This window comes from Nocardia sp. NPDC059180 (assembly GCF_042754945.1).
Taxonomy (GTDB): Bacteria; Actinomycetota; Actinomycetes; order Mycobacteriales; family Mycobacteriaceae; genus Nocardia.
Genome location: NZ_JBHZBU010000011.1, coordinates 186,730 through 198,383 on the forward strand (window position 1 = coordinate 186,730; position 11,654 = coordinate 198,383).

9 protein-coding genes are annotated in these 11,654 nt (G+C 68.5%); 2 read left to right on the forward strand and 7 right to left on the reverse strand.

Going from position 1 to position 11,654, the window contains the following annotated elements; genetic code table 11:
- Positions 1 to 15 precede the first annotated feature (15 nt).
- The 5 genes from ACFXNW_RS28015 to ACFXNW_RS28035 form a co-directional block, all read right to left on the reverse strand.
- Positions 16 to 1,467: an amidase gene (locus ACFXNW_RS28015; protein WP_379420787.1), complete on the reverse strand. Its 1,452-nt coding sequence runs from the start codon at positions 1,465 to 1,467 to the stop codon at positions 16 to 18.
- A 347-nt stretch (positions 1,468 to 1,814) separates the two neighbouring features.
- Positions 1,815 to 2,108 (reverse strand): hypothetical protein, encoded by a 294-nt coding sequence (locus ACFXNW_RS28020; RefSeq protein ID WP_379420788.1) that lies wholly within the window; start codon positions 2,106 to 2,108, stop codon positions 1,815 to 1,817.
- A 232-nt stretch (positions 2,109 to 2,340) separates the two neighbouring features.
- On the reverse strand, positions 2,341 to 3,249 hold the full coding sequence (locus ACFXNW_RS28025; protein ID WP_379420789.1) for a hypothetical protein: 909 nt from the start codon (positions 3,247 to 3,249) through the stop codon (positions 2,341 to 2,343).
- A gap of 260 nt (positions 3,250 to 3,509) precedes the next feature.
- Positions 3,510 to 6,110, reverse strand: coding sequence for a LuxR C-terminal-related transcriptional regulator (locus tag ACFXNW_RS28030; protein WP_379420790.1), 2,601 nt, complete (start codon positions 6,108 to 6,110; stop codon positions 3,510 to 3,512).
- A 200-nt stretch (positions 6,111 to 6,310) separates the two neighbouring features.
- Positions 6,311 to 7,600, reverse strand: a complete 1,290-nt coding sequence (locus ACFXNW_RS28035) for an adenylosuccinate synthase (RefSeq protein ID WP_379420791.1) — start codon at positions 7,598 to 7,600, stop codon at positions 6,311 to 6,313.
- A gap of 445 nt (positions 7,601 to 8,045) precedes the next feature.
- Between ACFXNW_RS28035 and ACFXNW_RS28040 the strand changes: the two genes are divergently transcribed.
- Complete coding sequence (locus ACFXNW_RS28040) at positions 8,046 to 8,705, forward strand: hypothetical protein (RefSeq protein WP_379420792.1); 660 nt, start codon at positions 8,046 to 8,048, stop codon at positions 8,703 to 8,705.
- Positions 8,702 to 9,481, forward strand: coding sequence for a site-2 protease family protein (locus ACFXNW_RS28045; protein ID WP_379420793.1), 780 nt, complete (start codon positions 8,702 to 8,704; stop codon positions 9,479 to 9,481). The genes ACFXNW_RS28040 and ACFXNW_RS28045 overlap by 4 nt, the downstream gene beginning before the upstream one ends.
- Positions 9,482 to 9,878: 397 nt before the next feature.
- On the opposite strand, the gene ACFXNW_RS28050 is transcribed toward ACFXNW_RS28045, so the two are convergent.
- Entirely contained in the window at positions 9,879 to 10,982 is a 1,104-nt protein-coding gene (locus ACFXNW_RS28050) for an aromatic acid exporter family protein (protein WP_379420848.1), read from the reverse strand.
- Positions 10,983 to 11,061: 79 nt separating this feature from the next.
- The gene (locus tag ACFXNW_RS28055) at positions 11,062 to 11,505 is read right to left on the reverse strand and encodes a DUF3151 domain-containing protein (RefSeq protein WP_379420794.1); all 444 of its coding nucleotides are present in this window, start codon (positions 11,503 to 11,505) and stop codon (positions 11,062 to 11,064) included.
- Positions 11,506 to 11,654: the final 149 nt, after the last annotated feature.

Consider the following 11,654-nt stretch of genomic DNA (forward strand, 5'->3'; position numbering starts at 1 on the left):
CGGTTCGGTTACGCCCTATTGCGGTGCCTGAAAGCCGCCGATCTTCTGCTCGAGCAGTTCGGCCAGCCGCAGCGGGGTACGGTCCTCGAACATCGGACCGATGAGCTGCACGCCCACCGGCAGGCCCTCGGGGGACCGGCCGGTTGGTATCGCGGTGGCAGGTAGGCCGGGCATGGTTGCCACGCCGGCCCAGACGAGTTGGTCGAAGTACGGGTGCTCGACGCCGTCGATGTCGATGTGCCGGTTCTCCAGACCACCGTTCTGATTGTGCGGGAAGGCGGGAGTGGGCGTGATGGGGCACACCACGGCATCGAACTCGGCGAACAGCTGCCGCCAGCCGTGGCGGTGGAGTTCGCGACGGTTGTTCGCCGCGACCCAGTCGCGGTGGCTGAGCACCATGCCGCGCAGCCGCGCCGCATCGAGACTCCGGTCGTCCGCGCTCAGGGCGGCGGCGTGGGTCTGCAACTGTTCGTAGCCGTCGACGGGAATTCCCGCGGCGGCGTTCGACAGCATCAACAGCATGTAGAGCGTCGCCGCCTCTGTCAGGTCGGGCAGCAGCGGACTGCGCCATTCGACGAGGGCGCCCTCGTCGACGAGCGCCTCGGCGACCCGGTTCACGCCCGCCCGCACCGCCGATCCGGTCGGAATGAGCGGATGGTCCTCGATGATGAGGACACGGAAGTCCGACAGCCGATCGTGGCGTGCGGGCGGCAGCGCGACGTCGTAGGCGAGGCCGCGAGTCAGCGGGTCCGGTCCGGCCATGACGTCGAGCAGGAGCGTGAGGTCGCGGGCGGTGCGCGCCATCGGGCCGACGACGGCGAGATCGAGGTCGGTCGGCAAGGCCGGCGCGGGCGGCGCGACCATGCCGCGGGTCGGCGCCAGCCCGAGTGTCGGCTTGTGCGCGTAGACACCGCAGAAATGCGCGGGGGTGCGCAGCGAACCGGCGAGGTCGGAACCGATGGACAGCGCACCGAAACCGGAGGCAAGGGCCGCCGCCGATCCGCCGGAGGATCCACCCGACGTGCGGCCGTAATCCCACGGATTGTTGGTGGTGCCGTAGATCTCGTTGAAGCTCTGGATATCTCGCAGCATCACGGGCACATTGGTTTTGCCGAGCAGCACCGCGCCGGCGGCCTTCAGCCGTGACACCTGTTCCGCATCCTCGGCGGGCACATAGTTCGCGTGCTGCGGCATGCCCCAGGTAGTGGGCAGCCCGGCCATGTTGTAGGACTCCTTGACCGTCACCGGAATGCCGAGCAGCGGCCGGTCTTCGCCACGGGCACGCGCCTGGTCGGCATCGCGTGCGGCGACCCGCGCACGGTCGAAATCCGGCACACAAATCGCGTTGATCACCTCGTCGTCACGCTCGATACGAGCGATGGCCTCCTCGGTCAGCTCCACCGAGGTCACCTCACCGGCCCGCAAGGCCGTCAACAGTTCTTCTGCCGACTGAAGATTCCGTTCCATGAATCCGACGGTATCGACGCGCCACAGAAGCCATAAAATGCCGATTCACACAACGGGAAGTCGGACAGGCTGCCGCAGTCACGCACTCTTTCTGCGTTCGTACACGGCTTGCCCCAGGTCGCAGTGTTGACAGTGGGTCAGATCCATCGGCCTGAGCCATGAAATACCGCTTCGCGCAACGGGATGGATGTCTCAGTACATGTCACTCACGAACTAAGTCTCGGCCTGTTGCGCCACGCACCCATCGGGTCCCATGAACCACATCTCGCGCGACCGATTGCGCCGTTGGTAGCCCTCGACCGCCTGGGAGTCACCTCTCCCGTGCTGTCGCTTCCACTGGCTTTGCCTCACAGCGGGTGCTGACGATAGAAGTCGCAGTCCGGTCCGGTGATGTAGCCGTCGCGGCAGCCGAAGTAGATCTGGATGCAGGCGTTGGTGGAGCAGCCGATTTCGAGGAGTTGTTCCCGGATGCGGCGGTCACGTTCCTGCGGTGATTCGGTGCGGGCGGCGGTTGTTGTCGTCGTGGTGGCGGGCGCGGGTTCGGAGGTTTCAGCGCAGGCGGACACCAGTCCGATCGCGGCGACCAGCAGGGCAGCCTGGATCGTGATCCGACGGGCGCGTCTCGGCTCGTCTGCGGTCATCGCATACACCTCCTGGCAACGTCAACGGTCCTACGCCAGGCGGCCAGGGTAACGGACAGGGGCCAATCCGGCCTGCTGCCGGGTCGATGGTCGCGACGAAGGTGCTCGCATACCCGCGCCGGCCGTGTCCGGCGTGAGGCGCTATCGGGTGCCGCACGCCGCGATGGCAGCGCGGCCGCGTCCGTGCACCACGCTCAGCGCCTGCGTGGCCGAATCAATGCCGCCCAGGCTCCTATAGCGTCGCGCCGAGGCTCGCTCCGCCCATACCGCCGAGCACACCACCGACTGCACCACCAGCAACCGCAGCCGGGATGCCGAGTGCGGCGGCGCCCGCGGCGGCACCGATGGCCGCGCCGGCGCCGGTGGTCGCGGCTGCGATCGGCCATGCCGCAACGAAGGCTGCGCCGAGGGCGGGCAGCGCGGCTGCGCCAGCGGTCGGCACGGCCGTCGCGGCGGCGATGATCGCACCGGCGGCAGCGGTACCGGCCACACCGACCACGAATCCGGCGCCTGCGCCGATCGCCGCGCCACCGAGGCCACCGACGACCGCGGCGGGCACACCGGCGATCGCTGCACCTGTGACTGCGCCGCCGACGGCGCCCGCCGCCGTCGCGGCCGCGATCTTGTCGGAACGGCTCGGGTTGATGCCGATGGAACGTCCACCGGTCGCGATGGCGGCTTCGGCATCGGCCGCAGCGCCGTTCACGCCGTCGAGGACATCGTTGGGCACCTCGTCCGGGACGGGGCTGGTGAAATCACCGACGCGCAAGGTCCGCGGGGGCGGCGCGATGGGCGCGACCGGTTCGACGGGCTGCGGCGCGTGCAGTTCCTGCGGCTGGATGGGTGGGGCAGGCTCGGTGCGGTCCGGGATGGGGCGTGTCTGCGGTGCGGGCTGCACCGTGCGCAGCTCCGGTTCGACGTCGATATCGGGCGCGAGCCGGTCGGAGCCGCGATTCTCGGGTGCGACGACGCCGGGCTGACGCGGCGCCGGATGCGCGGGCGTCGGCGCGCCGGGCGTGACGATCCCCGGCTGGCTCGGCTGCGGATCGGCCATCGCGGTTCCCGCCGCGGCGACCGCGAGCGCCAGCGGTAGCGCCCCGATCATCGGCCGCAGTGCCCGCCGCGCCGCCGGATTCTTCATGTCTGCATACCGACGACCCACGCCGAACACCACCATCAAACTCGTGCGATTCTTCCCCCGCCGTTCGGCGCGATCGCAGGAACGATATCCGTAGCCATCGGGATGCTGTCAAATCGATTCTCGTCCTTGAACGACCCATCTCGACGCCCTTATCAGGCCATATGCCTGACGGGTATCAACAACCCACCATTTGCCTACTGGCTGGCGATGTGTCCGGAAATCCCGTCGGCCCTCATCGCGCATGCACCGAGGGCACAGGATCAGGCCGGCGTCTCTCCACGCAGCAGCGCCGCCAGCGATTCCCGATCTGTCACATCCATCTTGATGCACGCGCGGTACAGATGCCCCTCCACCGTGCGAACGGAAACCGTGAGCCGGTCCGCGATTTGGCGATTCGACAACCCGGCGGCGACCAGGTTCGCGATCTCGCGTTCACGCGCGGTGAGCGGAAGTGGTTGCGCCGCTTGCCGAAGCGCGGGCGTGCTCGCGCCGCCGCAGGCCGCGGCGAGCCGATTGGCGGCGGCGGCCGATTCCAGCAGCCGACGGCGATCTCCGGCGCGTTCGTGAGCCGAGGCGGCTTGTGCGGCGGCGTCGGCGGCCGACAGCATCGCGCCGATGCGCTCGAATTCCGCTGCGGCGGCGTCGAGCCCGGGGCCATCGTGCGCGGCGAGGGCGACGGCGTGGCGGGCTTGCACCTGCACCAGTTCCCCGTCGACCTTGGCCGCCAGATCAGCGAGCCTGCCCGCGACCGAATGCTCACCGAAGCGTGCCGCGGTGTGCAATGCCATGGCTTCGATGGCGTGCTGATGCGAGCGGGCGGCGGCGTCGGCGGCGCCCATGGCCAACCGGATCGCGGGCGTCATCGTCCCTTCGGCACCGGCCAGCCATGCCTTGGCGATCTCGAGCTGCGGTTCGTACACGGCACTGTGCCTGCCACCCCGTTCGGTCGCGCCCGCGATGGCCTCGGCGGCGTCGGTGGACCGGCCCAGCGCCGAATACGCCTCGGCCAGCCGCAATCGCGCCGGAAACATCCAGGCCGCCGCACCTTCGGTGCTCAACGCGGCCAGCGCCTGCTCCAAATTGTCGACACCGTCCGGGAACCGGCCCTGCGCAACGTCGACGGTGCCCTGCAAGATCTTCGACATCCCCCAGGCCAGGTACTGACCGGGCGCCGAGTAGCCGAAATAAGCGGTGGCGCACCGGCGCGCACTTTCCAGATCGCCGGTGAAGGTCAGGGCGAGCACTTCGGCGTGGGTGGACATGAAACGGTTCAGCCCGTCGATATGCGATTCGACCTCGTGCCCGCGCGCCGCGTATTGACGCGCGGCCTCACCGCGGCCCATCAGCGCCAGTGCCAAACCACCGCCGAAGGACGCCCACCACACCGCCCACGGTGGTGCGTCTTCGGTGTTCATCACGGATTCGGCGTCGTCGAAGGCGTCATCGATGCGGTTCTCGTTGACCGCGCATGCCGAAGCCAGTCCGGTGAGGATGGCCGCGATCTTCGGATGACCCACCTTCGAGCGCACCAGCTCGAGCACGCCGTCGGCGCGATCGGCATCACCCATGGCCCACAGCAGATTCGATACCCGGGTGCTGCCCCAGCGTGCCAGTTGCACCTCGTTGAGCTGGTCGGGATCGAAGCTGGCCAGGGTGCGTTCGGCCTCGATCCGATGCCCCTGCCACAGCAGCGCCCTTGCGAGCAGGTCCGCCGACTCGACCCCGCCGCGACGTTCGACGGCCGCGCGCGCGAACCGTTCGCCGAGCGGGAGATTCGCCAGGGCAATGGCATCGGCGGCGGCGGCTTCGAACAGTTCGAGATCGGCGGATTTGTCGCTGTCGAGGGCCAGTTCGGCCAGCCGGATCCGGTCGGCGGCGGAGTTGATCCGCCGCCCGTTCAACGCCGAATACAGCTGCCCGCGTAGCCGCCGCGCCGAGGCGATGCCGAGCCTGCGCCGGATGACCTCGCCGAACAGCGGGTGGTTGTAGCGCACAACGAGTTCGTGGGAGTTCTCCACCACCCGGATGACGCCACGGTTCTCGGCCGCCTCCACCGCCTCCTCGCCTGCGAGTTCGGCCATCACCTCGAGGTCGATGGGCTCGCAGAAGGTGAGCAGCTCCAGCACCCGCAGCACCGGCTCGGGTAGCTGCTCGACCCGATCTTCCAGCAGCGCGGCCAGTTCCGAGGTGACCGCCGCCCTTCCGCGCAGCTGCCAGACACCGTTGACCTGACGCAGCGAGCCCGCCTCCAGCGCGCCCTCCACCAGGTGCCGCAGGAACAGGGCGTTTCCGCCGGAGGATTCCCACATCAGGTTCGCGGTGAATCCCTCGAGCTGCCCGCCGAGCATCGACTCCACCAGATCCACGCTCTGGCGCTGGCTGAACGGATTCAGATCGATGCGCAGCAGATGACCGTCTTTCCACAGCGAGGTCACCGCATCCGGCACCTGCACCCCACTGCGCACGGTCGCGACGATCCGGGCCGCCCGGTCGATCGCCAACTGCAGCAGCAGCGTCGCCGAGAGTTGATCGAGCAGGTGGGCGTCGTCGACACCGATGATGATCGGTCCATCGGCCAGCAGCGCTTCACGCGCGGCCGACATGAACGTCACCGGATCGTGGGCGGTGTATACCCCGACCATATGGGCGAATACGCCGAGCGGGATGCTGCGCGCGGACTCGGTACCCGCCACCCAGCGGACGTTGCCGCCCACCGCCGCCGTGGCCTGTCTGGCGAGCGTGGTCTTGCCGACGCCCGCATCGCCGGTGAGCACCGCACCGACCGGTCCGTCACCGGTGAGCGCGGAGCGAATCGCCTCGAATTCGGTCGCGCGTTCGATCATCGGCCAGTTCGGAGCCATTTACTTACTGTAGAGCCTCACCGGCGAGGTCGGCGGGCTACAGCGATCACCTCACATCGCGGCGCGGCGTGGCCCGGCACCGAACGACGTACGGGCGCACCGGCTCCGACCATGCGAATCGCGAACCACGCCGCCGCTGTCAGCGCAAGTAGACACGCCGAGAGTCGGTCCTCGAGGAGCCCACAGGCCCCAAATCGGACTCAGCCCAACACGTCGTGGCGGACGATGGTCTGGTCGCGGCCCGGACCCACGCCGATGCAGGAGATCCGCGCACCGGAGAGCTCTTCGAGCCGCCGCACGTAGGCCTGGGCATTGGCGGGCAGGTCCTCGAAGGTCCTCGCCCCGGAGATGTCCTCCCACCAGCCCGGCATTTCTTCGTAAATGGGCTTGGCGTGGTGGAACTCGGTCTGCGTCGTCGGCATCTGCTCGACCCGCTCACCGTCGACGTCGTAGGCGACGCAGATCGGCACGGTCTCCAGGCTGGACAGCACGTCGAGCTTGGTGAGGAAGTAGTCGGTGATGCCGTTGACGCGGGTGGCGTAGCGGGCGATGACGGCGTCGAACCAGCCGCACCGACGCGCGCGGCCGGTGGTCACGCCGACCTCGCCGCCGGTCTTGGCCAGGTAAGTGCCGGATTCGTCGAACAGCTCGGTCGGGAACGGGCCCGAGCCGACGCGCGTGGTGTAGCACTTGAGGATGCCGAGCACCGTGGTGATCTTGTTGGGCCCGACACCCGCGCCGACGGCCGCACCGCCCGAGGTCGGGTTGGACGAGGTCACGTACGGGTAGGTGCCGTGGTCGACGTCGAGCAGGGTGCCCTGCGAGCCTTCCAGCAGCACCGTCTCGCCGCGCTCGAGCGCCTGATTGAGCTGCAGCCGGGTGTCGCTGATGCGGTGTTTGAAGCTCTCGGCCTGTTCGAGGACCTCGTCGACGACCTGCTGCGGCTCCAGGGCGCGGCGGTTGTAGATCTTGACCAGCACCTGGTTCTTGAACTCGAGCGCCGCCTCCACCTTCTGGGTGAGGATCTTCTCGTCGAGTACATCGGCGACCCGGACACCGACGCGGGCGACCTTGTCCTGGTAGCAGGGGCCGATACCGCGGCCGGTGGTGCCGATCTTGTTGTTGCCGAGGAAGCGTTCGGTGACCTTATCGATGGCCACGTGGTACGGCATGATCAGGTGCGCGTCGGCCGAAAGCAGCAGGCCGGTGGTGTCGACGCCGCGCTGCTCCAGACCCGCGAGCTCGTCGAGCAGGACGCCAGGGTCGATCACCACACCGTTGCCGATGACGTTGGTGACGCCGGGAGTCAGGATGCCGGACGGGATCAGGTGCAGTGCGAAGTTGTCGCCGTTGGGCAGCACCACGGTATGACCGGCATTGTTGCCGCCCTGGTACCGAACCACCCATTGCACGCGCCCACCGAGTAGATCGGTAGCTTTGCCCTTGCCCTCGTCGCCCCACTGGGCGCCGATGAGGACGATTGCCGGCATGGTCGTGTCTCCTACGGTTCGACGCGCAACACCGTCTGTGTTGCAGCTACCTGCCGTATTGAGGCGGTGGCCGGAAGCACAGTCTAGTCGACCACCTGCGCAGGCCCAGTCGGGCCAGCCGCCGCACGCGAGTTCCGATCCCGCGCGAGCACCGGCGCAGGCAGTGCGCGTGCCGAGACAACAGCCGGTCACACGCCAATTTTCGAGCGAAGCGAGACCGAGCATCCGAGTTCGCGGCCCGTCTCGTGTCTCCGCTACCGCTGCGCAAGCCGAAGGGACCCAGCGGGTGGGGGGACCCCAGAAACCCCCGGGGCGCGCACCCCGGCGCCGCCGGCGCGGCCAAACAAACACCAGGAACGTTGCTGGCAGCGGACGTCGATCGTCCGAGTGAAGTGGGCAGGACGACCGACGGGAGTCGGCCGGATCGAGGAGGGTGTACGGCAGTTTGAGTACCCACGTTCTCCGTTGCGACGGCGCACCGGTACCGATTGCCCTCGCTTCCCAGCCGACCACGCAAACCGATGCCATTCCCGATACCGGCGAGATCGATGAGCTGCTTCCGGTGCTCGCGGCCGACAGCCTGCCCCGGTTGATCGTGCTCGGTGACGATGCCGCGCTGGCCGCGGTGCTCACTCACCTGATGCGCACCGAGCGGCTGAATGTGGAGATCGGTTACGTCCCGGTCGACAAGACCTATGGCTCGCGCGCCTATGAGACCGGCACCGGCAATGCCGCCGCGCGGCGCGCGCTGGAGGGGCGCGCCACCGAGGTGCCGCTGATCCGTGACGACACCGGAACGGTGCTGGTCGGCCGCGCCACACTGGTCGGCGCCGAGGGCGACAAGCTCGAGGGCGAGGCGTACGTCGACGACACCCAGTTGTTCTCCGGCAAGGTCGCGGCCATGTTCGTCTCACCGACGCTGGAAATGCCCGGCGTGCGCGCGACTGTCCAACGCGGAGTGCGTAAACGACGATGGGTCAGCGGACGCGCCGCTCAACTCGGGACACCGGGCGCGCGGGTCACCCGCGACGGCATCAACAGCGAGCGCGTCGTGCCCCGATCTACCTTCTACCGTCATCACGAGCCCTGGCTGCTGGTCCGATGAGCTTTCCCGCCCAGGCCCGCCGCACCGGTGCGGTGCGGCCGAGCCCGATCTTCCTGCTCGTCGTGGTGATCGCGGTGGCGGGCGGTGCGCTGGCCTGGGACGCCGACCTGGAATCGGTGCGGGCCAAGGCCGGAGTCTTCCTGCTGGTGGTCTTCGGCTGGATCGTCAGCCTGTGCCTGCACGAGTTCGCGCACGCGTATGTGGCGTGGCGGGCCGGAGACCGCGAGGTCGAACTGCGCGGATATCTCACGCTGAATCCGTTGAAGTACAGCCATCCGCTGCTGTCGATCGTCTTGCCGATCGTGTTCATCGCGCTCGGCGGTATCGGTCTGCCCGGTGGCGCGGTCTATGTGCACGCGCACAATTTCTCCACTCGGATCCAGCGGATCATCAGCGGGGCAGGCCCGGCGGTGAATGTGGTGTGCGCGGCGCTGTTGCTGATCATCGTGCGGCTGTTCGGCAGTGCCGAGGAGCATGCCGCATTCTGGTTCGGATTGAGCTTCTTGGCGTTCCTGCAGGTGACGGCGGCATTGCTGAACCTGCTGCCGATTCCCGGCCTGGACGGTTACGGGATTCTGGAGCCGTCGCTGAGCTATCAGACCCGCCGCGCGCTCGACCAGTTCAAGCCGTTCGGCATGCTGATCCTGTTCGCGCTGCTGTTCACCCCGATGATCAACCAGGTGTTCTTCGATGCGGTGTACGCCCTGTACGACCTGTCGGGTGTGCCGTCGATGTGGTCGCGCTGGGGCGGTTACCTCACCCGGTTCTGGACCTGACGGTAGAACTCAGGGCCGCCCGGTCGATGGACCGGACGACCCTGGTCTTCGCCCCGCAGCGCGGCCCCAGCCCGCCGGCCACCACACCAATATGGGCCCGGCAGGCGTCGCGCTGTGCGGCGAAGTGTGTGACCGCACCACCCCTCGTCGGCTCGGTCGGTTCTCACGTTAGGGATCGGTGGGGAGCAGCGCGTGAGTAGCGGACTACGCGAAGATCAGCGCCGTGCTACCGCACTCGGCGCTCAGGCACGCGGCGGGGCCGGGACATCCGCGGAGCAAGTCGAGTAGTCGCTACCGCAAGGTCGCCGTCGAGCGCGCGATGAACCGCGGACCACGGACATCGACGACACGAATCGTCAGGCCCGCGCTGTCCGCCGGAAGCGGGCGTTCTCGAAGGTCAGTCCTCGGGCCGCACATACGGATTCGGCACCGTCGGTGGCAGCAGCGCGATCGCCGAGATGCGCTGCATACCACAGACCTGCATCAGATCGACCACGGTCGAACGCACCTGAGCGAACACCACGTGGGCCGAAAGCCCCGCTCCGGCAACCAGTTCCGGGCGCGCCCCCTTGGCGACCGAGCGCAGGATCCGCGCAGCCTCGGCCCGGTCGGGCTGCTGACCGGGATCGGCGAGCATCATCCGGCGGACCACGTCGACCGCGTGACCAAGGCTCTCCACCTCCTCGATCAGGCGCGGATCGAGGATCTCGTCGTCGCGGACCAGGCTCAGGCTGCGCCGCAGCAGCACGCGGGTGTTGCGGACGGCGTTGTCGAGCGGGTCCGCGGTGGCGCGGATGCGTTCGAGACGTTTGCGCGAATTCCAATACAGCGGCGAGATCCGGCTGATCTCACGCCCGCCCTCGAGGGTCTTGCGCAGCGAATCCAGCTGCGATTGGGTCGCGCGGACCGCGGTCAGCGCCGTGTGCACCTTGTCGGCGTCCTGCTCCAGCAGGCCCTCCGCGCCGTCGATCAGGGATTTGCCCATGACGGCGAGGATTTCCCCGGCCTGCTCTCTGGCTCGGCGCACCGGATGCAACGGGATCGCGGCGACGACGACCACGCCGACCAGGCCGCCGACGAGCGCGTCGATCATGCGGGAGAACCCGCCGCCCGCGGCCGGCGGCAACAGGGTCGCGACCAGCACGGCCGAGCCGGCCGCCTGCATGGCGATGATGGTGCCGCCGTCGAGGAACACCGCGAGGCTCATGGCCACAGCGACGACCAGCGCGATCTGCCAGACACCGGTTCCGGCCTGGGAGATGAACAGATCACCGATGCCGATGCCGACGGCGACCCCGACGACGAGTTCCACCGAACGACGCAGCCTGGCGCCGAAGGAGATGCCGATCGAGACCACCGCCGCGGTCGGCGCGAAGAAGGGCTGGGTATGCCCGATGACGTAGTGCGCGATGAACCAGGCCAGCGCGGCACCGAGCGCGCATTGCAGAATCGGCAGCGCGGACAAGCGCAGGCGGGTCCATGAACTGCGCAGCCGGTCCATGCCACCGGCCCGGGCGAGGGCGACGCGGGAGGTCGGGTCGATCAACTCGGGTTCTGTCTCGTCGGGGTCGGTTTCGGGGTCAGTCCAGGCCGAGTTCCGCGGCGGCGCGCGGGTCGCAATCCTCTAGCAGATCGAGGCAGCGGGCGTATTCGTCGGTTTCACCGATGGAACGCGCGGCCTTGGCGAGCGCACCGACGCTGCGCAGGAAGCCTTGGTTGGGTTCATGGCTCCACGGCACCGGGCCGAAACCCTTCCAGCCGTTGCGGCGCAGCAGGTCGAGGCCGCGGTGGTACCCGGTGCGGGCGAAGGCATAGGCGGCGACGACGTCGTGGTTGACGGCTTCCCCGGCCGCTTCCGCACGCTCGAGCGCGGCTTCGGCCAGATGCGCCCAGGCGATCGAGGCGGCCGGATGATCGGCCGCGACCTGCACCGGATCGGCCTTGGCGAGGAGCGCGTCCTCGGCGTCGGAGATTTCCGGCAGCAGTACCGGTTGCGGGCCGAGCAGATCACCGAACGAGGTCATGGCCTTCATTGTGCACGCCGTACCGGCAGCCCGGCAGCCGCACCTGGCGTGTCCGCGGGCCGCGCCGGTGCGCGGGCAGCGGGAGCTGCCTGTACTCGTCGGCGGTAACGCTGGGATTTCGGACGCGGACATGACATACCGACGGCCAT